At 69.2% G+C, this 25555-nt stretch carries 25 protein-coding genes; 14 read left to right on the top strand and 11 right to left on the bottom strand.

Annotated elements, in window-relative coordinates:
• Positions 1 to 3: 3 nt before the first annotated feature.
• The 7 genes from whiA (at position 4) to ABC337_RS17405 (ending at position 6024) form a co-directional block, all read left to right on the top strand.
• Positions 4 to 984 carry a DNA-binding protein WhiA gene (gene whiA / locus ABC337_RS17435; RefSeq protein WP_412882901.1) on the top strand — a complete coding sequence of 327 codons (981 nt, stop codon included), beginning with the start codon at positions 4 to 6 and terminating at the stop codon, positions 982 to 984.
• Between the two features lie 173 nt (positions 985 to 1157).
• The gene (locus ABC337_RS17430) at positions 1158 to 1781 is read left to right on the top strand and encodes a superoxide dismutase (RefSeq protein ID WP_364137436.1); all 624 of its coding nucleotides are present in this window, start codon (positions 1158 to 1160) and stop codon (positions 1779 to 1781) included.
• A 267-nt stretch (positions 1782 to 2048) separates the two neighbouring features.
• Positions 2049 to 3059 (top strand): type I glyceraldehyde-3-phosphate dehydrogenase, encoded by a 1011-nt coding sequence (gene gap, locus ABC337_RS17425; RefSeq protein WP_412882902.1) that lies wholly within the window; start codon positions 2049 to 2051, stop codon positions 3057 to 3059.
• Positions 3060 to 3069: 10 nt separating this feature from the next.
• Complete coding sequence (locus ABC337_RS17420) at positions 3070 to 4296, top strand: phosphoglycerate kinase (protein ID WP_412882903.1); 1227 nt, start codon at positions 3070 to 3072, stop codon at positions 4294 to 4296.
• A gap of 74 nt (positions 4297 to 4370) precedes the next feature.
• Entirely contained in the window at positions 4371 to 5186 is an 816-nt protein-coding gene (tpiA, locus tag ABC337_RS17415) for a triose-phosphate isomerase (protein ID WP_290257920.1), read from the top strand.
• A gap of 48 nt (positions 5187 to 5234) precedes the next feature.
• On the top strand, positions 5235 to 5492 hold the full coding sequence (gene secG, locus ABC337_RS17410; RefSeq protein ID WP_290257919.1) for a preprotein translocase subunit SecG: 258 nt from the start codon (positions 5235 to 5237) through the stop codon (positions 5490 to 5492).
• A gap of 139 nt (positions 5493 to 5631) precedes the next feature.
• The gene (locus ABC337_RS17405; RefSeq protein ID WP_412882904.1) at positions 5632 to 6024 is read left to right on the top strand and encodes an RNA polymerase-binding protein RbpA; all 393 of its coding nucleotides are present in this window, start codon (positions 5632 to 5634) and stop codon (positions 6022 to 6024) included.
• Here ABC337_RS17405 and pgl read toward each other — a convergent pair.
• From pgl to tkt, 6 genes are all read right to left on the bottom strand, one after another.
• On the bottom strand, positions 5977 to 6795 hold the full coding sequence (gene pgl, locus ABC337_RS17400; protein ID WP_412882905.1) for a 6-phosphogluconolactonase: 819 nt from the start codon (positions 6793 to 6795) through the stop codon (positions 5977 to 5979). The two genes, ABC337_RS17405 and pgl, sit on opposite strands and share 48 nt — an antisense overlap.
• Complete coding sequence (locus tag ABC337_RS17395; protein ID WP_290257916.1) at positions 6785 to 7726, bottom strand: glucose-6-phosphate dehydrogenase assembly protein OpcA; 942 nt, start codon at positions 7724 to 7726, stop codon at positions 6785 to 6787. The genes pgl and ABC337_RS17395 overlap by 11 nt, the downstream gene beginning before the upstream one ends.
• Complete coding sequence (gene zwf, locus ABC337_RS17390) at positions 7723 to 9285, bottom strand: glucose-6-phosphate dehydrogenase (RefSeq protein ID WP_412882906.1); 1563 nt, start codon at positions 9283 to 9285, stop codon at positions 7723 to 7725. The genes ABC337_RS17395 and zwf overlap by 4 nt, the downstream gene beginning before the upstream one ends.
• A gap of 15 nt (positions 9286 to 9300) precedes the next feature.
• Positions 9301 to 10950, bottom strand: coding sequence for a glucose-6-phosphate isomerase (locus tag ABC337_RS17385; protein WP_412882907.1), 1650 nt, complete (start codon positions 10948 to 10950; stop codon positions 9301 to 9303).
• A gap of 5 nt (positions 10951 to 10955) precedes the next feature.
• Positions 10956 to 12086: a transaldolase gene (gene tal, locus ABC337_RS17380; protein WP_412882908.1), complete on the bottom strand. Its 1131-nt coding sequence runs from the start codon at positions 12084 to 12086 to the stop codon at positions 10956 to 10958.
• A 62-nt stretch (positions 12087 to 12148) separates the two neighbouring features.
• A complete protein-coding gene (gene tkt / locus ABC337_RS17375; protein ID WP_412882909.1) occupies positions 12149 to 14266 on the bottom strand; it encodes a transketolase in 2118 nt (705 codons plus the stop codon).
• Positions 14267 to 14793: 527 nt separating this feature from the next.
• Between tkt and ABC337_RS17370 the strand changes: the two genes are divergently transcribed.
• Positions 14794 to 15747: a heme o synthase gene (locus ABC337_RS17370; protein ID WP_412882910.1), complete on the top strand. Its 954-nt coding sequence runs from the start codon at positions 14794 to 14796 to the stop codon at positions 15745 to 15747.
• Positions 15748 to 15784: 37 nt separating this feature from the next.
• On the opposite strand, the gene ABC337_RS17365 is transcribed toward ABC337_RS17370, so the two are convergent.
• Genes ABC337_RS17365 through ABC337_RS17350 form a run of 4 tightly spaced genes read right to left on the bottom strand, consistent with a single transcriptional unit; the run spans position 15785 to position 19186 of the window.
• The gene (locus tag ABC337_RS17365; RefSeq protein ID WP_412882911.1) at positions 15785 to 16423 is read right to left on the bottom strand and encodes a DedA family protein; all 639 of its coding nucleotides are present in this window, start codon (positions 16421 to 16423) and stop codon (positions 15785 to 15787) included.
• Positions 16424 to 16477: 54 nt separating this feature from the next.
• Positions 16478 to 17422, bottom strand: a complete 945-nt coding sequence (locus ABC337_RS17360) for a COX15/CtaA family protein (RefSeq protein ID WP_412882912.1) — start codon at positions 17420 to 17422, stop codon at positions 16478 to 16480.
• A 7-nt stretch (positions 17423 to 17429) separates the two neighbouring features.
• On the bottom strand, positions 17430 to 18221 hold the full coding sequence (locus ABC337_RS17355; RefSeq protein WP_412882913.1) for an ABC transporter permease: 792 nt from the start codon (positions 18219 to 18221) through the stop codon (positions 17430 to 17432).
• Positions 18218 to 19186, bottom strand: coding sequence for an ABC transporter ATP-binding protein (locus ABC337_RS17350; RefSeq protein WP_412882914.1), 969 nt, complete (start codon positions 19184 to 19186; stop codon positions 18218 to 18220). The genes ABC337_RS17355 and ABC337_RS17350 overlap by 4 nt, the downstream gene beginning before the upstream one ends.
• A 139-nt stretch (positions 19187 to 19325) precedes the next feature.
• Between ABC337_RS17350 and ABC337_RS17345 the strand changes: the two genes are divergently transcribed.
• The 6 genes from ABC337_RS17345 to ABC337_RS17320 all read left to right on the top strand — a co-directional run bounded on the left by ABC337_RS17345 (position 19326) and on the right by ABC337_RS17320 (position 24556).
• Positions 19326 to 20168, top strand: coding sequence for a helix-turn-helix transcriptional regulator (locus ABC337_RS17345; protein WP_412882915.1), 843 nt, complete (start codon positions 19326 to 19328; stop codon positions 20166 to 20168).
• Entirely contained in the window at positions 20168 to 21631 is a 1464-nt protein-coding gene (gene sufB, locus ABC337_RS17340; RefSeq protein WP_290257905.1) for a Fe-S cluster assembly protein SufB, read from the top strand. Before ABC337_RS17345 ends, sufB begins: the two co-directional genes overlap by 1 nt.
• The gene (sufD, locus tag ABC337_RS17335) at positions 21631 to 22917 is read left to right on the top strand and encodes a Fe-S cluster assembly protein SufD (RefSeq protein ID WP_412893297.1); all 1287 of its coding nucleotides are present in this window, start codon (positions 21631 to 21633) and stop codon (positions 22915 to 22917) included. The genes sufB and sufD overlap by 1 nt, the downstream gene beginning before the upstream one ends.
• Positions 22918 to 22953: 36 nt before the next feature.
• Complete coding sequence (locus ABC337_RS17330; protein WP_412882916.1) at positions 22954 to 23313, top strand: non-heme iron oxygenase ferredoxin subunit; 360 nt, start codon at positions 22954 to 22956, stop codon at positions 23311 to 23313.
• Positions 23314 to 23413: 100 nt separating this feature from the next.
• Positions 23414 to 24208: a Fe-S cluster assembly ATPase SufC gene (gene sufC / locus ABC337_RS17325; RefSeq protein WP_412882917.1), complete on the top strand. Its 795-nt coding sequence runs from the start codon at positions 23414 to 23416 to the stop codon at positions 24206 to 24208.
• 15 nt (positions 24209 to 24223) lie between these two features.
• Positions 24224 to 24556 carry a metal-sulfur cluster assembly factor gene (locus ABC337_RS17320; RefSeq protein WP_290257901.1) on the top strand — a complete coding sequence of 111 codons (333 nt, stop codon included), beginning with the start codon at positions 24224 to 24226 and terminating at the stop codon, positions 24554 to 24556.
• A 99-nt stretch (positions 24557 to 24655) separates the two neighbouring features.
• Here the strand turns inward: ABC337_RS17320 and ypfJ are convergent, their stop codons facing one another.
• Positions 24656 to 25540 (bottom strand): KPN_02809 family neutral zinc metallopeptidase, encoded by an 885-nt coding sequence (gene ypfJ / locus ABC337_RS17315; protein ID WP_412882918.1) that lies wholly within the window; start codon positions 25538 to 25540, stop codon positions 24656 to 24658.
• Positions 25541 to 25555 lie beyond the last annotated feature (15 nt).

Raw genomic sequence — 25555 nt, 5'->3', positions numbered from 1 at the left:
GCCATGGCACTGACAGCATCGGTCAAGGAAGAACTTTCCCGGCTGGACATCAAGAAATCCTCGGTCCGCAAGGCCGAGGTCTCCGCCATGCTGCGCTTCGCGGGCGGCCTGCACATCATCTCCGGCCGGATCGTGATCGAGGCGGAGGTGGACCTGGCGTCCACCGCCCGCCGGCTCCGCGCCGCGATCGCCGAAGTCTACGGCCACCAGAGCGAGATCATCGTCGTCTCCGGCGGCGGCCTGCGCCGCGGAAGCCGCTACATAGTCCGCGTGGTGCGTGACGGTGAGGCGCTGGCCCGCCAGACCGGCCTGCTGGACGCCCGCGGCCGTCCCGTCCGCGGCCTGCCCTCCGTTGTCGTCAACGGCTCCGCCGCCGACGCCGAGGCCGTCTGGCGCGGCGCGTTCCTGGCCCACGGCTCGCTCACCGAACCGGGCCGCTCCTCGGCGCTCGAGGTCACCTGCCCCGGCCCCGAATCGGCGCTGGCCCTGGTCGGCGCCGCCCGCCGGCTCGGTATCCAGGCCAAGGCCCGCGAGGTCAGGGGAGTGGACCGCGTGGTGATCCGCGACGGCGACACCATCGCCGCGCTGCTGACCCGGATGGGCGCGCACGACGCGCTCATGGTCTGGGAGGAACGCCGGATGCGCAAGGAAGTCCGCGCCACCGCCAACCGCCTGGCCAACTTCGACGACGCCAACCTGCGCCGCTCCGCCCAGGCCGCCGTCGCCGCCGGCGCCCGCGTGGACCGTGCCCTGGAGATCCTTGGCGACGACGTCCCGGACCACCTGAAGTACGCCGGCGAACTCCGCGTGGCGCACAAGCAGGCCAGCCTGGACGAGCTGGGCCGCCTGGCTGACCCGGTGATGACCAAGGACGCAATCGCGGGCCGCATCCGCCGCCTCCTGGCCATGGCGGACAAGCGGGCCCAGGACCTCGGCGTCCCGGGCACCGAGGCCAACGTGACCCCCGAGATGCTGGACGAGTAGCGGCACCCGCGGATCAGCGACAGAATCGGATCCAGGGCACGGGAATACCTCGCCGCCAGCGGAGGCTATGCCCAACGGGTCCACCCACAATCTTCCGGATGTCCAAGCATCCGGAGGCACAATCCGAGAGTTAGCAAAACCGGACCGTCGGGTCCACGACATTGGAGGATTTTGTGACCGAGTACGTACTGCCAGAGCTCGACTATGACTACGCCGCGCTGGAGCCCCATATCTCCGCGAAGATCATGGAGCTGCACCACAGCAAGCACCACGCCACCTACGTCGCCGGCGCCAACAACGCGCTGGCCCAGCTGGCCGAGGCCCGCGAAAAGGGCGACTTCGCCAACATCAACCGCCTCTCCAAGGATCTTGCGTTCCACACCGGCGGCCACATCAACCACTCCGTGTTCTGGAAGAACCTCTCCCCGGACGGCGGCGACAAGCCCGAGGGCGAGCTGGCCGCTGCGATCGACGACGCGTTCGGTTCCTTCGACGCCTTCCGCGCCCAGTTCAGCGCCGCGGCGCTGGGCCTGCAGGGCTCCGGCTGGGGCTTCCTGGCCTACGAGCCGATCGGCGGCAACCTGGTCATCGAGCAGCTCTACGATCAGCAGGGCAACGTGGCTCTCGGCACCACCCCGCTGCTGATGCTGGACATGTGGGAGCACGCCTTCTACCTGGACTACGTCAACGTCAAGGCCGACTACGTCAAGGCGTTCTGGAACATCGTGAATTGGGCCGACGTCGCCAAGCGTTTCGACGCCGCCCGCAGCAACGCGACCGGCCTCATCACCCTCTAGTCGGACCTCCGACGGAAACCCGCGTGTAACAAACCTCACATTTTGTTGCGCAAAGGGCCGAATCACGGACGGCCCGCCCCTTTTGTTGCAGGGGCGGGCCACCTTAAACGTAAGATGGATCACGGAAGGCGGTTAGCCTTCAGCAACGTGGCTGGTCGCCCTCCGATCTGGTAATCATCTCTGCCCAATGGCGTGCGGGATCTGTTAGTTGGCTTGAACGCCTACTCAACTAATCGTGCTTGAGAGAGCACCAAGGAGACTGAAAACGTGACGACACGTATTGGTATCAACGGCTTCGGCCGCATTGGCCGCAACTACTTCCGCGCCGCCCTCGCACAGGGCGCCGACCTCGAGATCGTTGCCGTCAACGACCTCACCAGCCCGGAAGCCCTGGCCCACCTCTTCAAGTACGACTCCGTCGGCGGCCGACTAGCCCAGTCGATCGAGGTCAAGGACGGCAACATCGTCGTCGACGGCAAGACCATCAAGGTCCTGGCCGAGCGCGATCCCGCGAACCTGCCCTGGGGCGAGCTCGGCGTGGACATCGTGATCGAATCCACGGGTTTCTTCACCAAGGCCGCCGACGCCAAGAAGCACATCGACGCCGGCGCCAAGAAGGTCCTGATCTCCGCACCCGCCTCGGACGAGGACATCACCATCGTCATGGGCGTCAACGACGGCCTGTACGACAACGATGCGCACCACATCATCTCCAACGCCTCCTGCACCACCAACTGCCTCGGCCCGCTGGCCAAGGTCGTCAACGACGCCTTCGGCATCGAGCGTGGCCTGATGACCACCGTGCACGCCTATACCGCCGACCAGAACCTGCAGGACGGCCCGCACAAGGACCTGCGCCGCGCCCGCGCCGCAGCCATCAACATGGTCCCCACCTCCACCGGTGCCGCCAAGGCCATCGGCCTGGTCCTCCCGGAGCTCAAGGGCAAGCTGGACGGCTACGCCATCCGCGTTCCCGTCCCCACCGGCTCCGCCACCGACCTGACCGTCACCGTCTCCCGCGAGACCACCGTCGAGGAAGTCAACGCCGCCCTCAAGGCCGCCTCCGAGACCCCGGAACTCAAGGGCCTGCTGACCTACACCGACGAGCCGATCGTCTCCTCCGACATCGTCGGTGACCCGGCCTCGTCCATCTTCGACTCCGGCCTGACCAAGGTCATCGGCAACCAGGTCAAGGTTGTGTCCTGGTACGACAACGAATGGGGCTACTCCAACCGCCTCGTCGACCTCACGGAGCTCGTCGCATCCAAGCTGGGCTAGGGTAAGAGCCATGACATTCCACACCCTCGACGAACTGATCGCTGAAGGTGTCCGCGGGCGGTACGTTCTGGTCCGATGTGACCTGAACGTGCCGCTCGACGGCTCTACAGTGACTGATGACGGCCGGATCAAGGCCTCCCTGCCGGTCCTCACGAAGCTCACCGACGCCGGTGCGCGCTTGCTGGTCACGGCGCACCTGGGCCGCCCCAAGGGCGCCCCGGAGGAGAAGTACTCGCTCAAGCCCGCCGTCGCACGCCTGGCCGAGCTCGCCTCCTTCCCCGTGGCCCTCGCCGACGACACCGTGGGGGAGTCCGCCACGGCGGCCGCCGCCGGGCTGTCCGACGGCGCGGCGCTGGTGCTCGAGAACGTGCGCTTCGACGCGCGGGAGACCTCCAAGGACGACGCCGAACGCGGCGCCTTCGCGGACGAGCTGGTCGCCCTCACCGGCGGCAACGGCGCCTTCGTGGACGACGCCTTCGGCGCCGTGCACCGCAAACACGCCAGCGTCTACGACGTCGCCACCCGCCTGCCGTCCTACCAGGGCGACCTGGTCCGGACCGAGGTCGAGGTGCTGCGGAGGCTCACCACGGATACCCAGCGGCCCTACGTGGTGGTCCTCGGCGGTTCCAAGGTCTCGGACAAGCTCGCCGTGATTGAGAACCTCATCGGCAAGGCCGACACCATCCTGGTGGGCGGCGGCATGCTGTTCACCTTCCTCGCGGCCGCAGGCCACAAGGTCGCCGGCAGCCTGCTCGAAGAGGACCAGATCCCCGTCGTCCAGGACTACCTGGAGCGCGCGGCCGACGCCGGCACCACCTTCGTCATCCCCACCGACGTCGTCGTGGCCGGCAAGTTCGCCGCCGACGCCGAGCACGAGACCGTGCAGGCGGACGCGATCGAGGAGAGCCGCTTCGGCACCTCCGGCATCGGCCTGGACATCGGACCCGACTCCGCTGCAGCCTTTGCCGCGAAGATCGCCGAGGCGAAGACCGTCTTCTGGAACGGCCCTATGGGCGTCTTCGAATTCCCGGCCTTCGCCGACGGCACCCGTGCCGTCGCCGAAGCGCTGACGAAGACCGGTGCCTTCACCGTGGTGGGCGGCGGCGACTCCGCCGCCGCGGTCCGGACCCTCGGCTTCGCCGACGACCAGTTCGGGCACATATCCACCGGCGGCGGCGCCAGCCTCGAGTACCTCGAAGGCAAGGACCTCCCCGGCCTGAGCGTGCTGGACCGCTAGACCCTTCCGGCCGGCCGGGCGCCCACGGGTGCCCGGCCGGCCCCTTTTTCACCGCAACGACTTTTGGAGACCTCGTGACCACGTCAACCAACGGCAAGTTCGACCGGAAGCCCTTCATCGCGGGCAACTGGAAGATGAACATGGACCATGTCCAGGGCATCACCCTGCTGCAGAAGCTCGCCTGGACGCTCTCGGACGCCAAGCACGACTACAATCGCGTGGAGGTGGCCGTCTTCCCGCCGTTCACCGACCTCCGCGGCGTCCAGACCCTGGTCCAGGGCGACGACCTGCAGGTGGCCTACGGCGGCCAGGACCTGAGCCAGTTCGACTCCGGCGCCTACACCGGTGACATCTCCGGTGCGTTCCTCGCCAAGCTGGGCTGCAGCTACGTCCTCGTCGGCCACAGCGAACGCCGCACCATCCACCAGGAGACCGACGAGGTCCTCAACGCCAAGACCAAGGCCGCCTTCAGCCACGGCCTCACCCCGGTGCTGTGCGTCGGCGAAGGCCTCGAGGTCCGCCAGGCCGGTACCCACGTCGAGCACACCCTGGCCCAGCTCCGCGCCGGCGTCGAGGGCCTCACCGCAGAGCAGGCCGCCGAACTGGTCGTGGCCTACGAGCCCGTCTGGGCCATCGGCACCGGCGAGGTCGCCGGACCGGAGGACGCGCAGGAAATGTGCGCCGCGATCCGCGCCGAGCTCGAAAAGCTCTTCGACGGTTCCGTGGCCGCGAAGACGCGCCTGCTCTACGGCGGTTCCGTGAAGGCCAACAACGCTGCCGCTATCCTGAAGGAACGCGACGTGGACGGGCTGCTGGTAGGCGGTGCCAGCCTGGACGCGGCCGAGTTTGCTAATATTGTCAGGTTCGAGAGCCACCTCACGGCGGAGTAGTCCGCCGCAGGCACCGGTTCCCGCAATCCCCTCTTTCGAAAGGCCGTCGTGGACGTTCTTCATGTCATCCTGCAGGTGCTGCTGGGTATCACCAGCCTCCTGCTGACCCTGCTCATCCTGCTGCACAAGGGTCGCGGCGGCGGTCTGTCCGACATGTTCGGCGGCGGCATGAGCTCCGGGCTCAGCTCCTCCGGCGTGGCCGAGCGGAACTTGAACCGGTTCACGATCGTCCTCGGCGTCACCTGGGGCGTGGTCATCATCGCCCTCGGCCTGCTGATGCGCTTCAGCACCGGCGCCGACTCCTAGCGCCGCCCGCGGACCCCCTCAAGGGGGCCCGCGCTGATAATTTCATACGGGCCCTCCGGCCCTGACCGCATCGGGAACTTCCTGCTTACACTGTCGCTGGCAACCGCCAACGGACCATGACAGTAGCCAGGAGTTCCCGATGCTGCATTCTGCGACAGGTTTCAGGGGTATCCGCGTCGGCGCGGTCGCCGGCGCATCCACCCGCCACGAGCCGTTCGACGGCGGCGCCACCCCGCCCCGGGTCAGCGTGTGCTTCCGCTGCGCAAAGGGCCACGAGACATCCGTCGTCTTCGCCCGGCTCCCCGAGGACCAGATCCCGGGAGTCTGGGACTGCCGCCGCTGCGGCTGCCCGGCCACGCGGGACGAGGCGCGCTTCGCCCTCGAGGACGAGCCGGGGGACAGCTACAAGACCCACCTCGAATACGTTAAAGAGCGGCGCTCCAGCCAGGACGCCGAAGACGTCCTGGCCGGAGCGCTGGAAAAACTACGCGCCCGACGCGCTCTTCCGGACCAGCTGCTCCGGGACGCGTGAGGCCGCCTCCTCGTCGATCAGCCAGAGCGTCTCCAGCCGTCCGCGCGGTCCCGCCGCCGGGACCTGGACGGGGTTGGCGCCGGCCAGGGCCAGGCCCACGGCTCCCGCCTTGTCGTCACCGGCCACCACCATCCACACCTCATCGGCGGTATTAATGGTCGGCATCGTCAGCGAGACGCGCAGCGGCGGCGGCTTGGGGGAGTTGCGGACCCCCACCACCGTCAGCTGCTTCTCCCGGATGCCCGCCTGCTCGGGGAACAGCGAGGCCACGTGGGCGTCCGGGCCGACGCCGAGAAGAACGATGTCCAGCCGCGGGAGGCTGCCCGGCTCTTCGGGACGATCATCGGACATGTCCGCCGCGTGTTCCGCGGCGGCGGCCTCGGCCAGCCGGCGCGCGTAGTCCGCGGCCGCCTCCTCCGGGGTGTCGAATTCGTCCGAGGACCCCGGGACGTGCACCCGGGCGGGGTCCACGTCGATGTGCGCGAGCAGGGCGTCCTGCGCCTGGCGGGCGTTCCGGTCGGCGTCGTCGCGGCCGACGAAGCGCTCGTCGCCCCACCAGAAGTTGACCTTGGACCAGTCCACCGCGCGGACCGCGGGGGATTCGGCCACGGCCTTGAGCGATCCGATGCCCATGGTGCCGCCGGTCAGGACCACCGTGGCCTCGCCGTGCTTGTCCTGGATGTCCACCAGTTTGGTGATCAGCCGGGCGGCGATCGCCGCCATCAGGACCTTGGAGTCGGGGTGGATGCTAACTCTGGGCTCAACGCTCACTGGGACGGACACTCCTTAGGTTGGTACGCGGCAGTCCAATGGTAATCACTTCGCCGAAGACCTCGTCCGGGTCCAGGCGCCGGAGCTCCTCGGCCAGGCAGTCCTTGAGGCTGCGCCGCGGCAACGAGATCCGCTGCACAGGCTGGCCCGGCTGGCTCAGCTCGGCCACATCCAGGCCGGGCCGGAACAACTGCACGTCCCCGCCGGTCCGGCAGAGCCGCACCCGGCGGATACCGGTGCCTGCCGGGTCGGCGACGATCGTCACCGGGGCGTCCAGTGCCAGCGTCAGCCACGCCGCGAGCAGCAGCGTGCTGGGGGAGTCGGAGGCGCCCTCGACGGCGACCGCGGTCACCGGGGAGGCATCCACCTGGTCCAGCACGGCGGCCAGCTGGATCCGCCAGTTGGTCAGGCGGGTCCAGGCCAGGTCCGTGTCGCCGGCCTTGTAGGTGCTGCGGATGTTCTCCAGCGCCGCGTACGGGTCCGGCTCGTTGGCCGAGTCCGTGATGCGGCGGTGCGCGATCCGGCCGATGGAGGTCTCGCAGGCGTTACGCGGGGCACCGTGCGGCCACCAGGCCACGATCGGCGCATCCGGCAGCAGGAGCGCGGCCACCAGGGACTCACTCTCCTCGGCCAGTTCGCCGTAGCCGCGCAGCACGATCACCTCGGAGGCACCGGCGTCGCCGCCCACCCGGATCTGGGCGTCCAGGCGGGTCGGGGCGGAGGCCCCGGCGTCGGCGAGGACGATGATCCGGCAGGGGTGCTCCCGGCTGGCCTCGTTGGCCGCCTGGATGGCTTCCTCCTCCAGGCCGGACTTGGTGACCACCACCAGGGTCAGCACACGGCCAAGGGCGATCACCCCGCCGCGTTCGCGCAGCGACATGATCTCCTTGGAGATCTTGGACGTGGTGGTATCGGGAAGATTGACGATCATGGCCTTCTCCAGGTCCGCCCGTCGCGGGCAAGCAGTTCATCGGCGGAGGCGGGGCCCCAGCTGCCGGGCGCGTACGGCTCCGGTTGTTCCTTCTTGGCGGCCCAGTGTTCCTCGAACGGGTCGAGGATCTTCCAGGACAGCTCCACCTCCTGGTGCCGCGGGAAGAGCGGCGGCTCACCCAGGAGCACGTCCAGGATCAGCCGCTCGTAGGCCTCCGGGCTGGACTCGGTGAACGAGTGGCCGTACCCGAAGTCCATGGTCACGTCGCGGACTTCCATCTGCGTGCCGGGAACCTTGGACCCGAAGCGGATGGTCGCACCCTCGTCCGGCTGGACGCGGATGACGACGGCGTTCTGCCCGAAGGTGTCCTCGCCGTGGTCGCGGAACAGCAGGTTGGGGGCGCGCTTGAAGACGACGGCGATCTCGGTCACCCGGCGGCCCAGGCGCTTGCCGGCGCGCAGGTAGAACGGGACCCCGGACCAGCGGCGGGTGTTGATGTCCACCCGGATGGCGGCAAACGTCTCGGTGTTGGAGTCCTTGGGGATGCCTTCTTCCTCCAGGTAGCCGAGCACCTCTTCGCCACCCTGCCAGCCGCCGGCGAACTGGCCGCGCGCCGAGTGGCCGGACAGGTCCTCGGGCAGCCGGACGGCGGCCAGGACCTTTTCCTTCTCCGCGCGCAGGTCGTCGGCGTTGAAGGAAATGGGTTCCTCCATGGCCGTCAGTGCCAGCAGCTGCAGCAGGTGGTTCTGGATAACGTCGCGGGCCGCGCCCACGCCGTCGTAGTAGCCGGCGCGGCCGCCGGTGCCGATGTCCTCGGCCATGGTGATCTGCACGTGGTCGACGTAGTTGGCGTTCCAGAGCGGCTCGAACAGCTGGTTGGCGAAGCGCAGCGCCAGGATGTTCTGGACCGTTTCCTTGCCGAGGTAGTGGTCGATGCGGAACACGGCGTCCGGCGGGAAAACGGACTCGACGATGTCGTTGAGCTGCCGGGCGGACTCCAGGTCGTGGCCGAACGGCTTCTCGATCACCACGCGGCGCCACTTGTCGCCCTCGGCCTGGGCCAGGCCGTGCTTGGACAGCTGCCGGCAGACCAGCTCGAACGCCTTCGGCGGGATCGAGAGGTAGAAGGCGTGGTTGCCCTGGGTGCCGCGCCGTTCGTCGAGCTCGTTGATCGTGTCGCTCAGCCGTTCGAACGCCTCGTCGTCGTCGAATTCACCCTGGACGAAGCGGATGCCCTCGGACAGCTGCTCCCAGACGGTCTCGTCGAACGGGGTGCGGGCATAGCTCTTGACCGATTCCTTCACCTCGGCGGCGAAGTCCTCGTCCTCCCACTGCCGCCGCGCGAAGCCCACCAGGGCGAAGCTGGGCGGAAGCAGTCCGCGGTTGGCCAGGTCGTACACGGCCGGCATGAGTTTCTTGCGGGCCAGGTCACCGGTGACGCCGAAGAGCACCAGGGATGAGGGGCCGGCGATGCGGTTGAGTCGGCGGTCCCGCGGGTCGCGGAGCGGATTGCGCCCCCGGCCCGCGGCCTTCTGACCGCCGTTGTGCGTGGATGGCATGGTTGGTCTGGTGCCTTAGCTTTCGGTGGACGAGGGGGAGTGGCCGGTGCCTGCCGCGCCGGGCAGCGAGCGGACCAGCTGCTGCAGCTGGGCGACGCCGGCGGCCCGGTCGGTCAAGTGCAGGCGGAGGACGGGACGGCCGTGCTCGGAGAGTACCTGGGCGTCGCCGGCGGCCTGGGCGGAGATGAGTTCGCCGAAGCTGAACGGCCGGTCCGGGATGGCCAGGTCCGTCGCGGAGGCCGCGGTGACCTGCAGGAACACGCCGATCGCGGGCCCGCCCTTGTGGAACTGACCGGTGGAGTGCAGGAAGCGCGGGCCCCAGCCGAAGGTCACCGGCCGGCCGGTGGCCGCGGCGAGCTCGTCGCGGACGCCCTCCAGCGGCGCGTAGCTGAGCCGGTCGAAGTAGGCCTGGACGCTGAGGTAACCGTCGGCGCCGAGCTGGCCGAGCAGCGCGGTGACGGCCTCGGCGGCCGTCCCGGCCCCGCCCAGCCACTCCCCGCCGCGGACCTCGATGGCGCCGTCGGTGAAGTTGGCGGGCGTCGGTTCGGGCTGGGCGTCCAGCAGGCCGCGCGCGGCCACCTTGGCGGCCTCCACGTCGGGCTGGTCGAACGGGTTGATGCCCAGCAGCCGGCCGGCGACGGCGGTGGCGAATTCCCAGGTCATCATCTGGGCGGCGAGGCCGCCGGCGATGGCGGCCTGGTCGCCGGAGAGTTCGACGTCGGCCTCGGCCGCCACGAGGCGGACGACGAGCACGTCGGCGGCGCCGGAGGTGACCTCCGGGGCGTGAGGGCCGGCGACGACGGGGAGCACGCCCGTGCCCAGCTTGCCGGTGGATTCGGCGATCAGCTGCTCGGCCCAGTCGGCGAATCCCTTGATCCCGGAGCCGTCCTCGGCGATGACGATCTTGTTCCGCAGCGGGCTGGTGCCGCCCAGGGCGGCGCCGAGGGCCAGGCCGATGTTGTCCTCGCTGTCCTCGTTGAGGATCTCCGCGGTCTCCTCGGCCTCGTCCAGGAACGCCTGGATGTCGACGCCGGCCAGGCCGGAGGGGACCAGGCCGAACGCGGTCAGTGCCGAGTAGCGGCCGCCGACGTTGGGGTCGGCGTTGAACACCGCACGGTAGCCGGCCTCGCGGGCTGACTTGTCCAGCGGCGAGCCGGGATCCGTGACGATGATGATGCGGCTCTTGGCGTCCAGGCCGGCCTCGGTGAAGGCGTGCTCGAAGATCCGGCGCTGCGAGTCGGTCTCCAGCGTGGAGCCGGACTTGGAGGAGACCACGATCGCGGTCTCGGCCAGGCGGTCCGCGAGGGCGGCGGAGACCTGTTCGGGGTCGGTGCTGTCCAAGACCGTCAGCTCGACGCCTGCGGTGCCCGCGATGACCTCGGGGGCCAGCGAGGAGCCGCCCATGCCGCAGAGGACGATGCGCGTCACCCCCTCGGCGTGGAGCTCGTCACGAAGGGCCAGGATGTCCTGGACCAGCGGCTGGGATACCGTGGCGGCCTCCACCCAGCCGAGCCGGACCGACGCCTCGGATTCGGCGTCGGCGCCCCAGAGCGTGGGGTCCTTGGCGAAGATCCGGGTGGCGACCCGGTCCTCCAGCAGGGCGGGCAGGTGGTGTTCGTGGGCCGAGCGGGCTGCTCCCGCGGCGTCGTAGCTGAGAGTGGTCATGGGGACTAGGCGTCCTTCCGTGCAGCGGCGAGGGCGCCCTCGACGTCGGCCAGCAGTTCCTTCCAGCTTGCCACAAACTTCTCCAGGCCCTCGGACTCGAGCTGGGCGACGACCTCGTTGTAGGAGATCCCCAGCTCATCGAGGGCGTTGAGGGTGGCGTTGGCGTCGTCGTAGCCGCGGGTGACGGTGTCGCCGGTGACGGCGGCGTGGTCGAAGGTCGCGTCCAGGGTCTTCTCCGGCATGGTGTTCACCACGCCGGGGGCGACGAGCTCGGTGACGTAGAGGGTGTCCGGGTACGCGGGGTCCTTCACGCCGGTGGAGGCCCAGAGCGGACGCTGCGGGCGGGCCCCGGCGTCGGCGAGGAGTTCCCAGCGTTCGGTGGAGAACAGTTCCTGGTAGACCTGGTAGGCCAGGCGGGCGTTGGCTAGGCCGGCCTTGCCCTTGAGTGTCTTGGCCTCGTCCGTTCCGATCGCGTCGAGGCGCTTGTCGATCTCGGAGTCGACGCGGGAGACGAAGAAGGACGCCACGGAGTGGATCGTGGAGAGGTCGTGGCCGTTCTCCTTGGCCTGCTCGAGGCCGCTCTGGAAGGCGTTGATCACGGCGCGGTAGCGCTCGAGGGAGAAGATCAGCGTGACGTTGACGCTGATGCCGCTGGCGAGCGTTGCGGTGATGGCCTCGAGGCCCTCAAGCGTGGCGGGGATCTTGATCAGGACGTTGTCCTTGTTGACCCGCTCGTAGAGTTCCTTGGCCTCGGTGATGGTGCCCTGGGTGTCCCAGGCCAGGCGCGGGTCGACCTCGATCGAGACGCGGCCGTCGACGCCGTGGGTGGCCGCGGCGACGGGGGCGAAGAGATCGCAGGCGTCGGCGACGTCGGAGGTGGTGATCGAGAAGATCGTGTCCTCGACGTTCGCGCCGGCGGCGGCCTTTTCCTTGATGATCTCGTCGTAGTCGTGGCCGGAGGTGATGGCGGCCTGGAAGATGCTCGGGTTGGTGGTGACGCCAACGACGTTCTTCTCTTCGATGAGCTTGCGCAGGGTGCCGGTGGTGAGGCGGCCGCGGGAGAGGTCGTCAAGCCAGATGGAGACGCCGGCGTCAGACAGCATTTGCGTGGGGGTAGAGGTGGGGGTGGTGTTCATGGGTTACTCCTGAAAAATCTGGGGCCGCCGCCGGTGGGCGGCGGCCCAGGGGATGAAGAGTGTTAGGCCGTGAGGCCGGCCAGGGATTCCTTGGCGGCGGCGGTGACGGCTTCGGCGGTGATCCCGAACTCCTGGAAGAGGCGCTTGTAGTCGGCCGAGGCACCGAAGTGCTCCAGGCTGACGGACCGGCCGGCGTCGCCGACGTAGCTCCGCCAGGTCAGGGCCAGGCCGGCCTCGACGGAGACGCGGGCCTTGACCGCGGCGGGCAGCACGGATTCGCGGTAGGCGGCGTCCTGGCGTTCGAACCATTCGACGCAGGGCATGGAGACCACACGGGTGGGGATGCCCTCGGCCTGCAGCGCCTCGCGGGCCGCAACGGCCAGCTGGACCTCGGAGCCGGTGCCGATCAGGATGACCTTCGCCTCGGCGGTGGCGCCGTCCTTGGACGCTTCGGCCAGGACGTAGCCGCCCTTGGCGACCCCGGCGGTGGAGGCGAAGGTGTCACCCTCTGCCTCACCGGTGCCACGGTCCCAGGTGGGGATGTTCTGCCGGGTCAGCACGATGCCGGCCGGGTTGGCGTGGTTGGTCAGCATCGCCTGCCAGGCCGCGGAGACCTCGTTGGCGTCGCCGGGGCGGACGACGTCCAGGCCCGGGATGGCGCGCAGGGAGGCCAGCTGCTCCACCGGCTGGTGGGTGGGGCCGTCCTCGCCGAGGCCGATCGAGTCGTGCGTCCAGACATACAGGGACGGCACGCCCATCAGGGCGCCGAGCCGGATCGCGGGGCGCTGGTAGTCGGAGAAGATCAGGAACGTGCCCGAGAACGCCCGGGTGGGCCCGGCGAGGGTGATGCCGTTCACGATCGACGCGGCGGCGTGTTCGCGGATGCCGAAGTGCAGGACGCGGCCGTAGGGGTTGCCCTTCCACGCCTCGGTCTGGCGGGACGCGGGAATGAAGGAAGGGGAGCCCTCGATCGTGGTGTTGTTCGACTCGGCGAGGTCGGCGGAGCCGCCCCAGAGTTCGGGCATGACCGGGCCGATCGCGTTCAGCACCTTGCCGGACGCGGCACGGGTGGAGACGTCCTTGCCGGCCTCGAACACCGGCAGGGCGGCGTCGAAGTCCTCGGGCAGGGTTTGGGACTCGACGCGCTGCAGCAGGGCGGCGGACTCCGGGTAGGCGGCCTGCCAGGCGTCGAAGCCTTCCTGCCAGGTCTTGCGCTCCACGGCGCCGCGGTCGGCCACGGCGCGGGTGTGGGCCAGGACCTCCTCGTCCACCTGGAAGGACTTCTCCGGGTCAAAGCCCAGGACCTGCTTCAGGGCGGCGACCTCGTCGGCGCCGAGGGCGGAGCCGTGGATCTTGCCGGTGTTCTGCTTCTTCGGTGCGGGCCAGCCGATGATGGTGCGCAGCGAGATGATGGAAGGCTTGTTCGTCTCGGCCTTGGCCGCGAGGAGGGCGGCGTGGAGTTCGGCCACGTCCTCCTTGTACTCTCCGGTGCGGGTCCAGTCGACGCGCTGGGTGTGCCAGCCGTAGGCCTCGTAGCGGGCCAGGACATTCTCGGTGAACGCCACGTCCGTGTCGTCCTCGATGGAGATGTGGTTCTCGTCGTAGATCACCACGAGGTTGCCCAGTTCCTGGTGTCCGGCCAGCGACGATGCCTCGGAGGTCACGCCTTCCTGGAGGTCGCCGTCGGAGGCGATGACCCAGACGGTGTGGTCGAACGGGCTCTCGCCGGCGGGAGCCTCGGCGTCGAACAGGCCGCGCATGCGTCGCTGGGAGTAAGCGAACCCGACGGCGGAGGCCAGGCCCTGGCCCAGCGGGCCGGTGGTGATCTCCACGCCCTTGGTGTGCTTGTACTCCGGGTGGCCCGGGGTCAGCGAACCCCAGGTCCGCAGCGCCTCAAGGTCCTTCAGCTCCAGGCCATAGCCGGAGAGGAAGAGCTGGATGTACAGCGTGAGGGAGGTGTGCCCGGGGGAGAGGATGAACCGGTCCCGGCCCAGCCACTGCGGATCCGACGGATCGTGCCGCATCAGCTTCTGGAAGAGCAGGTACGCGGCCGGGGCCAGGCTCATGGCCGTGCCCGGGTGGCCGTTGCCGACCTTCTCCACCGCGTCCGCGGCCAGGACCCGGATGGTATCCACGGCCTTCTGGTCCAGGCTGGTCCATGACAGTTCTTGCTCTTCCAAATGTGGCACGTAAACCGGGCCCCTCTCTGTGCTGACGGCCGGAGGTACGGGGCATGGCCTCGAGAGGCGTCCGCCGGGGCACACGAGGTGCCCGCGTGGGTGTACCAGCCGTTCACCATCGAAACGTTGATCTATCACTCAGTCGCAAGCGCTGGGGCGTGGAACGCCGCCGGGGCGGTATGCCCGCGCGAGCCGATCTGTCAGCCAGCTTAGTCCCATTCCGGCGGCCCTGAGGCGTATATGTCGGGATTTGGACGGGTTTCCCGCGTAGCTGAATTCGAGCCGCTTCCCGCCCGGCCGGGGCGGAGGTGGCGGCGGGCGGGTCGGGGACCGGCGCGCCGCCACGGTATGATGGTCGGAGGCTCCGGAAGGGGCGCTATTTGGCCTGCGCGCCGCGCGGTTCCCGGCGGGAATCGAGCCCCGCCCGGGCACCGTCGGCCGCCGTCCGGTCCGTGGCTTTTCCTTAGGTCCGGGACCCTGCGGGCCTGGCCGACTGATCCAGCAGACAGAACAGCAGACAGAACAGAGTGACTGCCACCGTGAGCACAACAGAAACGCCGCTGAGCGTCCCCCAGGCCCGGATCGGCTTCCGCCGCAAGGCCAAGGCCTACCTGGCGCTCACGAAACCGCGGGTCATCGAGCTCCTGCTGGTCAGCACCCTCCCCACCATGATCTACGCCGAGCGCGGCTTCCCGTCGCTGGGCCTGATCCTGGCCACCCTGGTGGGCGGCGCCTTCGCCGCCGGCAGCGCCGGGTCCTTCAACTGCTACATCGACCGGGACATCGACAAGCTGATGCACCGGACCGAGAACCGCCCCCTGGTCACCGGCGAGGTGACCCCCCGCGAGGCGCTGGTCTTCTCGTGGCTGCTGGGCGCCGCGGCGATCGTGATCCTCTGGTTCGGCGCGAACCCGCTCTCGGCCTGGCTGGGCCTGGGCGCCATCGTCTTCTACGTGGTGATTTACACCATGATCCTCAAGCGCCGGACCGCGCAGAACATCGTCTGGGGCGGCGCCGCCGGCTGCTTCCCCGTGCTGATCGCCTGGGCCGCGGTGACGAACACCGTTCAGTGGCCCGCCGTCGTGCTGTTCATGGTGATCTTCCTCTGGACCCCGCCGCACTACTGGCCGCTGTCCATGCGCTACGGCGAGGACTACCGCAACGCCAACGTTCCCATGCTCGGCGCGATCGCCGGCGCCCGGGTGGTCTCCGTCCAAGTGGTGCTCTACGCCTGGGCCATGGTGGCGTGCTCGCTGCTGCTGATCCCGGTGGGCGGCGCCGGCTGGGTCTACACCATCACCGCGATCGCCGCGGGCGCCTGGTTCCTCTACGAGTCGCACGCCCTCTACGCCCGCGCACAGGGCGGCGATGTGTCCAACAAGGGCGCCATGAAGGTCTTCCACGGCTCCATCAGCTACCTGACGCTGCTCTTCATCGCCCTCGCCGTGGACCCCTTCGTGGGCTCCGCGCTCGTCGGTTAGGACTCCCGGCCAGGACACCCCGGCTGGGATCGGTCCGCTAGGCCTCCTCGGAGGCCGCCGGTTCCGGTTCGCGCCGTGCCCTGCGGGAGCGCCGCAGGTGCCAGATAATGAGGCCGGCGATTCCCAGCACCACGATGACCGCGGTGATGTCCTGCCCGGCTGCCTTGGCGACGGCGTCGTAGGAGTTGCCCGCGAAGAAGCCCAGCAGCACGAATCCCGCGCCCCAGACCAGGCCGCCGGCGGCGTTGAAGGCCAGGAACCGCGGGTAATGCATCCGTGAGGCTCCGGCCAGCGCCGGCATCACGGCGCGGAAGAACGCCACGAACCGGCCCAGGAACACCGCCGAGCCGCCGCGCCGGCGCAGGAACGCCTGGGCCTTGGCCAGGCCGCGGCGGCGCCGCTTCATGATCCGTATGTCCAACAGCCGCGGGCCCACATGCTTGCCGATCTCGTAGCCCACGGTGTCCCCGGCGATCGCGGCGGCGACGACGACGGCGGCCATGCCCCAGAGCGGGACCTCGCCGCGGCTGGAGATGACGCCGCCGAGGACGGCCGCGGTCTCACCCGGGATCACGAAGCCCACGAAGATGGCGTCCTCGGCGAAGACGAGGCAGGCCACGATGGTGAAGGCCAGCGCCGGGCTGATGTTCAGGATTCCCTCGACGACCGCGCCCACATTCCCTGCCCTCCTCCGCCGTGATTCCGGCGGTTACAGGGTCAGGGTACCGGGTCAGGCCCGGGGGCTGCTGTGAGCCAGGTCCGCTGCGTTGGTGGAGGCCGCCATCAGCAGGGCGGCGCCGAGCATGTGCGCGGCCACCAGGAGCGCGGGGATGCCGTTGTAGTACTGCGTGAAGCCGATGACCGCCTGCAGGACCGTGACACCCAGGAGCAGGAACGCGGCGGTCCGGAACGGCCCGGTGATCCTGCCGCGGAGCACCAGGTAGACGCCGAACAGGGCGCCGGCGGTGACCAGGTAGGCCGGGACGGCGTGGATGTGGGAGACGAGGTCCCAGTCGAGGTTGTTGCGCGGGGCGTCGGCGTCACCGGCGTGCGGCCCGGCACCGGTCACCACGACGCCGAGGCAGACGGCGACGGCGGAGAACAGGGCGGCGGCGGTCAGCACCGGCCGCGCGGCACCCGGCAGGGCCGGGAGGGTTCGGTTGCGGGCCCGGCCGGTCCGGCCGTAGGCGCGGTTGACGAGGAGGGTCGCGAGCACCACGAGGGCCATCGAGACCAGGAAGTGCAGGCCCACCACCCAGGGGTTCAGGCGGGTCAGGACGGTGATGCCGCCGATGATGGCCTGCGCGGGGATGCTGGCCAGCAGGCCCAGGGCCAGCAGGAACAGGTCGCGGCGGTCCTTGCGGAGGTTCCACAGGTAGACCAGCATGGCGACGGCCACTGCGGCGAGGGCGAAGGTCAGGAGCCTGTTGCCGAACTCGATGAAGCCGTGGATGCCCATCTCCGGGGTGTTGACCAGGGAGTCGCTGGTGCAGCGCGGCCAGGTGGGGCAGCCGAGGCCGGAGGCGGTGAGGCGGACGGCGCCGCCGGTGACCACCAGGACGGTCTGGCCGATCAGCGACAGCAGCGCCAGCCGGCGGATCGCCGGGTTGACGGTGGTGGGCAGCCGGGAGGACATCCGGGACAGGATCCGGGCGGGGCGGGATACCGTGCTCACATCATTCTCAATTCCACTTGAACCAACGGGCCGCCGCGGCGCCGGCGAGGGCCGTCCACAGCAGCAGGATAAGGACGGCAAAACCATTGACGGTGCCGGTCAGGAGCGCGTCGCGGAGCGCCTGGCCCAGCGCGCCGGAGGGCAGGAAGTGCACCACCGCCTGGGCCAGGGCGGGGAGCCGTTCGGCGGGCAGGACGATGCCGCCGAGCGCGCCGAGGAGGATCCAGAGCAGGTTGGTGATGGCCAGCGTGGCCTCCGGCCGCACGGTGCCCGCCACCAGCAGGCCGAGCGAGGTGAAGGCGGCGGCACCCAGGACCAGCAGCAGCAGGGCGGGCAGCAGCCCGGCGGCTTCGGGACGCCAGCCCATCGGCAGGGCGACGGCGGTGACCACCAGCACCTGGACCACCAGCACGGCCAGCACGGCCAGGATCTTGCCGACGATCAGCCCGGTGCGTCCCAGGGGCGTGCTGGAGAGGAAGCGCAGCACCCCGTACCGGCGGTCGAAGCCGGTGGCGATGCCCTGCCCGGTGAACGCCGTCGACATGGCGCACAGGGCCAGGATGCCGGGCACGGCGATGTTGACCCGGCTGTGGCCGAGGCCGTCCAGCAGGGGAGTGACGGCCAGGCCGATCAGGGCCATCAGCGGCAGGATGACGGCCAGGATCAGCTGTTCGCCGTTGCGCAGCATGGTGACCGTCTCATAGCGGCCCTGCAGCAGGATGCGGCGGACCAGCGGCGCGGGTTCGCTGCCCAGCGGGGCGGGCGCCGTGGCGGCCTGCGGGGCGGGGGCGGAGCTCATCGGGTCTCCCTTCCGGAGATGTCGAGGAACACGTCCTCCAGGCTGCGGGCGGCCAGGCTCATCGAGGCCGGCATGATGCCGCGGGCTGCCCACCAGGCGGTGACGGCGGCCAGGTCGGCCGGGGTCAGGGCGCCGGAGACGCTGTAGCTGCCGGCCCGGGTCTCGCGGACGTCGACGGCGGCGGGCATCACGCCGGTCAGGTCCAGGCCCGGCTCGGCTTCGAAGAGCAGGGTGCGAACGTTGCCGCCGGGGGCGTCGGGGGTCAGTTCGTGGCGCAGGAGCTGGGCGACGGTGCCCTCGGCGACGTTGCGGCCGTTGTCGATGATGTAGACGTAGTCGGCCAGCCGCTGCGCGTCATCCATCAGGTGGGTGGTGAGGATGATGGCCATGCCGCTGTCGCGGAGCTCGCCGATCAGGTCGAAGACCAGCTGGCGGGACTGGGGGTCCAGGCCCGCGCTGGGCTCGTCGAGGAACAGGACCTCAGGCCGGCCGGCCAGGGCGGCGGCGAGGGCCAGCCGCTGCTTCTGCCCGCCGGAGAGGCGCCGCACGCCGGTGCGGCTGAAGCTGTCGATGCCCAGCCGGGCCACGAGGTCCTCGACCGGCCAGGGGTCGCGGTACATCCCGGCGATGTGGTGGAGCAGAGGAATGGGACGGGCCGACGGCGGGAGGCCGCCGTCCTGCAGCATTACCCCCACCCGGGAGCGCAGCTCGGCGCCCGCGGTGTCCGGGTCCTGTCCCAGCAGGCTGATGCTGCCCCCGGTGCGCTTCTGCATTCCCTGGGCGCACTCGATGGTGGTGGTCTTGCCCGCGCCGTTGGCGCCCAGCAGGGCCGTCACCTGGCCGCGCTCGGCCACCAGGGACACGTCGCTGACCACCCGCAGCATCTTGCCGTCCAGGCTGGGGACGGGGCCAACATCCTTGATGAGACCCTGAATGGTCAGGGCGGGGGATTCGGGAGATCGCACCGGAACATTCTACGGGATGTAGTAGGTCGCGAAGCTGGGAGCAGGCCGTGACCCGGGTCGTGAGGGTCGCCGCCGCCGGGGAAGCCATGCCTTACTGGAACGCCGGACTAAATTACGACATGATTATGTTGTGTATTCCATGAGTTCTGTGACTGCTTCCGCCGCGCCTCCCGCGCGTGGGGATCAGGCGCGCCCGGGCCCCGGGTCGCGGGAAACTCCAGTGCCGCCGGTCACCGCCGCGGACGCCGAGGAGCGCACCCGGGACCGCGTGCTGAGCGCGGTACTGGAGCATGGCCCGATCAGTGCGGCCGAGCTCGGCGAACTGCTGGGCTTCACCCCGGCCGCCGTCCGCCGGCACCTGGACCACCTGTCCCGCCGCGGTGTCATCGAGGTCAAGCGCGTCGCGCGCGCGGGCGCCGGGGCCGGCCGTCCCGCCCGCCGCTACGTGCTGAGCTCCCAGGGCCAGTCCAGCCTCGGCAACGACTACCTGGACATCGCCGCCTCCGCCCTTCGCCGCCTCGGCGCGGCCGCCGGGGACGACGCCGTCCGGGAGTTCGCCGTCGAACGCTTCGAGGCGATGGAGCACCGCTACGCCCCCGCGATCGAGGCCGCGGGCAGCGACATCACCGCCCGCGCCCAGGCACTCTCCGACGCCCTGAGCCGGGACGGCTTCGTCGCGTCCGCCCAGACGATCGAGGCCAATGCACCCCTGCCAGCGGCGCTTTCCAGCGTCCAGCTGTGCCAGGGCCACTGCCCGATCCAGCAGCTCGCCGCCCAGTTCCCCGTGTTCTGCGACGTCGAGACCGAGGTGTTCTCCCGGCTGGTCGGCGTCGACGTCCGCCGGCTCTCCACCCTGGCGCGCGGCGGCCACGTCTGCACCACCCACATACCTACGGGCCGTCCGGCCGCCGTCGGGACCACCGGTCCCGATGCTCCGGGCAACCCGGACGAAGTATCCAACCATCTGCAAGAAAGGCCGTGATGACGGACCAACTATCAGAGAAGAAGGTTGCTGAATCCACTGTGATTTCGGAGATTCTGGAAAAGAACCCCGAGCTGCACGGAATTGGCACCTACGAGTACGGCTGGGCCGACAAGAACGACGTCGGCGCCAACGCCCGCCGTGGCATCGACGAGGAGGTCGTCCGTGACATCTCGGCCAAGAAGAACGAGCCCGAATGGATGCTCGACCTTCGCCTCAAGGGCCTGAAGTACTTCGACCGCAAGCCCATGCCCACCTGGGGCGCGGACCTCTCCGGCATCGACTTCGACAACATCAAGTACTTCGTGCGGTCCACCGAGAAGCAGGCCGCCAGCTGGGAAGACCTGCCCGAGGACATCCGGAACACCTACGAGAAGCTGGGCATCCCGGAAGCCGAGCGCAGCCGCCTCGTCTCCGGCGTCGCCGCCCAGTACGAGTCCGAGGTTGTCTACCACCAGATCCGCGAGGACCTCGAGGCCCAGGGCGTCATCTTCCTGGACACCGACACCGCCCTGCGCGAGCACCCGGAGATCTTCCAGGAGTACTTCGGCACCATCATCCCGGTGGGCGACAACAAGTTCGCCTCGCTGAACACGGCCGTCTGGTCCGGCGGTTCCTTCGTGTACGTGCCCAAGGGCGTCCACGTGGACATCCCGCTGCAGGCCTACTTCCGGATCAACACCGAGAACATGGGCCAGTTCGAGCGGACCCTGATCATCGCCGACGAGGACTCCTACGTCCACTACATCGAAGGCTGCACCGCGCCGATCTACACCTCGGACTCGCTGCACTCCGCCGTCGTCGAGATCGTCGTCAAGAAGGGCGCCCGCGTCCGCTACACGACCATCCAGAACTGGTCCAACAACGTGTACAACCTGGTCACCAAGCGCGCCATCTGCGAAGAGGGCGCCACCATGGAGTGGGTCGATGGCAACATCGGCTCCAAGGTCACCATGAAGTACCCGGCCGTTTACCTGGTCGGCGAGGGCGCCAAGGGCGAGACCCTCTCGATCGCGTTCGCCGGCGAGGGCCAGCACCAGGACACCGGCTCCAAGATGGTCCACATCGCGCCGAACACCAAGAGCTCGATCATCTCCAAGTCTGTGGCCCGCGGCGGCGGCCGCGCCGCCTACCGCGGCCTGGTCCAGGTCCGCGAAGGCGCCAAGCACTCGGCCAACACCGTGCGCTGTGACGCCCTGCTGGTGGACACCATCAGCCGCTCGGACACCTATCCCTACATCGACATCCGCGAGGACGACGTCGTCATGGGGCACGAGGCGACCGTCTCCCGCGTCAGCGAAGAGCAGCTCTTCTACCTGATGTCCCGCGGCATGCGCGAGGACGAGGCCATGGCCATGATCGTGCGCGGCTTCATCGAGCCGATCGCCCGTGAGCTTCCCATGGAGTACGCGCTGGAGCTGAACCGCCTGATTGAACTGCAGATGGAAGGATCGGTCGGTTAATGACTGACATCACTACTGAAAAGGCCCGCATCGGCGCGCCCTCGACCCAGCCGCTGATCGACGGCTTCACCGAGGAGGGCGAAAACCTCTCCCCGCTGAACACCGCCGATTCCAAGGCGCCGCTGGGCGGGGACGCCGTCAAGGCCCACTCGCACGGCGGCGGCGTCGGCGTCCCGGACAGCTCGCGCGCCGGCCGTCTGACCTCCTACACGCTGGCGGACTTCAAGCCGCTGACCGGCATGGAGGAGGACTGGCGGTTCACCCCGCTCAAGCGGCTCCGCGGCCTGCACACCGAGGTCCTGAACGGCGCGGCCCCGGCCGTTGCCGTCACCGCACCGGACAGCGTCCGGGTCGAGACCCTGGACCGCGGCGACGCCCGCATCGGCTCCGCAGCGATCCCGGAGGACCGGGTCTCCGCCAACGCCTGGGAGAACTTCGCCGGCGCCACCGCCGTCACCATCCCGGCCGAGGTCCAGGCCGAGGGTGAGGTCACCCTCGTGCTCACCGGCCAGGGCGACGCCCCGGCCGCGCAGCACATCGTCATCACCGCGGAGAAGTTCTCCAAGGCCGTCGTCGTCCTGGACCACCAGGGCAGCGCCGTCGTCTCCGAGAACGTCGAAATCCTGGTCGAGGACGGCGCCGAACTGACCGTGATCTCGCTGCAGGAATGGTCGGACGACTCCGTCCACGCCTCCTCCCAGCAGGCCAAGCTCGGCCGCGACGCCAAGTTCAAGCACATCGTCGTCAGCCTCGGCGGCGACCTGGTCCGCGTCACGCCGTCGGCCCGCTTCACCGCCCCCGGCGCCGAAGCCGAAATGTACGGGCTGTACTTCGCCGATGCCGGCCAGCACCTGGAGCAGCGCCTCTTCGTCGACCACGCCGTCGCCAACTGCAAGTCCAACGTGCTCTACAAGGGCGCGCTGCAGGGCAAGAACGCGCACACCGTGTGGGTGGGTGACGTCCTGATCCGCAAGGAAGCCGAAGGCACCGACACGTACGAGGCCAACCGCAACCTGGTCCTCACCGACGGCGCCCGCGCCGACTCCGTGCCGAACCTGGAAATCGAGACCGGCCTGATCGCCGGCGCCGGCCACGCCAGCGCCACCGGCCGTTTCGACGACGAGCACCTGTTCTACCTGATGGCCCGCGGCATTCCGGAGAAGGTGGCCCGCCGCCTGGTGGTCCGCGGCTTCCTGAACGAGATCATCCAGCAGATCAAGGTCCCCGCCATCGAGGAACGCCTCACGGCCGCCGTCGAGCGCGAGCTCGCCGCGACGGACAACTAGGGCGCGGCAGCGGCGGACACGGAACAGGACGGACACATGACGGAACAGCCCAAGGGCGAGCTGGTATGCACTGCCAGCGAAATCCAGGTCAAGCAGGCCCTGCGGATCCTGATCGACGACTACCCGGTAGCCGTGGTCAAGGACTCGATGGGGGAGATCCACGCGATAGGGGACACCTGCTCGCACGCGGATATCTCCCTCTCCGAGGGCGAGGTGGAAGGGTGCGCGATCGAGTGCTGGGGCCACGGCTCCCAGTTCGACCTGCGCTCCGGCCAGCCGCTGCAGCTGCCGGCCTACGACCCGGTGCCCGTCTTCGCCGTCACGATCGCGGACGGCAACGTCTACGTCGACGTCAGCACCGTGCTGAACGGCGCCGAGGCGCCCAACGCCGGCTGACCGCCGCCGCACCGCAGTCCACCGCAACAGGCAGTACCCACACTTTTTCGACGAGAACCATCCGGCCGCAGAGGCAGCCGGACAGAGGAGAACACGACACATGTCCACTCTTGAGATCAAGGACCTGCACGTCAGCATTGACACCGAGCAGGGCACCAAGGAAATCCTGAAGGGCGTCAGCCTGACCATCCGGACCGGCGAGATCCACGCCATCATGGGCCCCAACGGCTCCGGCAAGTCCACCCTGGCGTCCACCATCGCCGGCCACCCGCGCTACAACGTCACCAGCGGCTCCATCACCCTCGACGGCGAAGACGTCCTGGAGATGAGCGTCGATGAGCGCGCCCGCGCCGGCCTCTTCCTGGCCATGCAGTACCCGGTGGAGGTCCCCGGCGTGAGCATGACCAACTTCCTGCGCACCGCCAAGACCGCCATCGACGGGGAGGCTCCCAAGCTCCGCACCTGGACCAAGGACGTCAAGGCCGCCATGGAGCAGCTGCGCATCGACGCCGACTTCACCCAGCGCAACGTCAACGAGGGCTTCTCCGGCGGTGAGAAGAAGCGGGTGGAGATCCTCCAGCTCGAGCTCTTCAAGCCGAAGTTCGCCATCCTCGACGAGACCGACTCCGGCCTCGACGTAGACGCTCTGAAGGTCGTCTCCGAGGGTGTCAACCGCGCCCAGTCCGGCGGCAACATGGGCACGCTGCTGATCACGCACTACACCCGGATCCTGCGCTACATCAAGCCGGAATTCGTGCATGTGTTCGTCGACGGCAAGGTTGTCGAGGAGGGCGGCCCCGAGCTGGCCGACCGGCTCGAAGAAGAAGGCTACGACCGCTACGTCCAGGGTGCCGGAGCTGCAACCATCGCTGCCGACGCGGCAGCACAGGTCTAGTAAGGACTAAACGCCATGACCGAAACGAATACGGCCCGCACGGGCCTCGAGGACGTCGAGGAGGCGCTCAAGGACGTGATTGACCCCGAACTCGGGGTTAACATCGTGGACCTTGGCCTGCTCTACGGTCTGAAGTACTCCGACGACGACGGCGCCCTGCTGATCGACATGACGCTGACGACGGCCGCGTGCCCGCTCACCGACGTGATCGAGGAGCAGGTTGGCCAGGCCCTCGACGGGATCGTCGACGACTGGCGGCTGAACTGGGTCTGGATGCCGCCGTGGGGTCCGGAACGGATCACCGAGGACGGCCGGGACCAGATGCGCGCCCTCGGGTTCAACATCTAAGCCCCACTGCCGCCGGGCAACGGCTTAACCACGACGGCGGCCGCCCACCTTCACAGCGAAGGTGGGCGGCCGCCGTCGTTATTGGCCGGGAGGCCGGCGTCAGGGAGCGGCGACCTTGAAGGTGTCGCACTGGTTGATGTCGCCGGTGGTGTAGCCCTGGTAGAACCACTTCTGCCGCTGGGCGCTGGAGCCGTGCGTCCAGCTCTCCGGGGACACGCGGCCGGTGGCGGCCTTCTGGATCCGGTCATCGCCCACGGCAGAGGCCGCGGACAGCGCGTCCTGCAGGTCCTTGTCCGTGACGGCCGCGAGGAACGGCTGGCCGGAGGCGGGATCCTTGGTAGTGGTGGCGTGCTTCACCCAGAGGCCGGCGTAGCAGTCGGCCTGCAGCTCCACGCGGACGCCGCCGGACTGGGGGCCCTGCGGGTCCTGCTGCGCCCGGTCGATGGTGCCCAGCAGGTTCTGGATGTGGTGGCCGAACTCGTGCGCGACGACGTACTCCTGGGCAAGGGGTCCGCCGGAGGAACCGAACCGGTCCACGAGCTCTTGGAAGAAGCCGGGATCGAAGTACGCGGTGCGGTCCACCGGGCAGTAGAACGGGCCGACGTCGGAGGTGGCGTTGCCGCAGCCGGTGCTGGTGGCGTTCTCGAAGATCACGGTCTTGGGCCGGGGGTACTGCTTGCCGTACTGGGCCAGGTAGTCCGGCCAGAACGCGTTGAGGCTGTTGACCGTGCCGTTGATCCGGCAGTCGAGCCGTTTGTTGGCGTCCGCGCCGGTGGTGCAGGCGGGAGCGGTGCCCTGGCTCTGCGTCTGGTCCTGGGTGCCGGAGGTCAGGCCGCCGAGGACGTTCGGGTTAATGCCGAAAAGCAGGGCCAGCAGCAGGACGACGCCGACGCCGATCCCGCCGCCGATCTTGAGGCCGGAGCCGCCGCCACGGCGGTCCTGCACCTGGGACGGGTCAAGCTGGACGTTGTCATTGAAGCTCATGCAGTCACAGTAGCC

This window comes from Arthrobacter phoenicis, assembly GCF_047238215.1.
Taxonomy (GTDB): Bacteria; Actinomycetota; Actinomycetes; order Actinomycetales; family Micrococcaceae; genus Arthrobacter.
This window is presented reverse-complemented; position numbering and strand designations above follow the sequence as displayed.